Source organism: Veronia nyctiphanis (genome assembly GCF_004116385.1).
Classification (GTDB): Bacteria; Pseudomonadota; Gammaproteobacteria; order Enterobacterales; family Vibrionaceae; genus Veronia; species Veronia nyctiphanis.
This window is the reverse complement of the sequence record NZ_PEIB01000122.1, coordinates 1-245: the sequence shown is the minus strand read 5'-3', so window position 1 is coordinate 245 and position 245 is coordinate 1. Positions and strand designations below refer to the sequence as shown.

At 53.1% G+C, this 245-nt stretch carries 1 protein-coding gene; it reads left to right on the top strand.

The annotated features are described in order from the left end of the window. Positions 1 to 32 precede the first annotated feature (32 nt). Positions 33 to 245: hypothetical protein (locus CS022_RS24730; protein WP_145964548.1), on the top strand; the 213-nt coding region annotated here is incomplete at its 3' end.

The following is a 245-nucleotide window of genomic DNA, read 5'->3' as shown; positions in this document are numbered from 1 at the left end:
GCGGTTGGGTTGTCGCTTGGAAATCGCCATTCATGCAAGGTGACGTCACCTTGCCGGCCGGGGAAACCCAGGTCACGGTGTACCTGTTACCCAAAGATGACAATGTCTTTGAGACCAACACCAATATTGGCTTTGATGTCAGTTACAACGGCATGACATTGCGCGCTGACGGCGACAAAGAGGCCACCGTCAATGATGATGCTGACGCCCCTTCTATCGCGAGTGTCTCAAATGTCACGGTGACA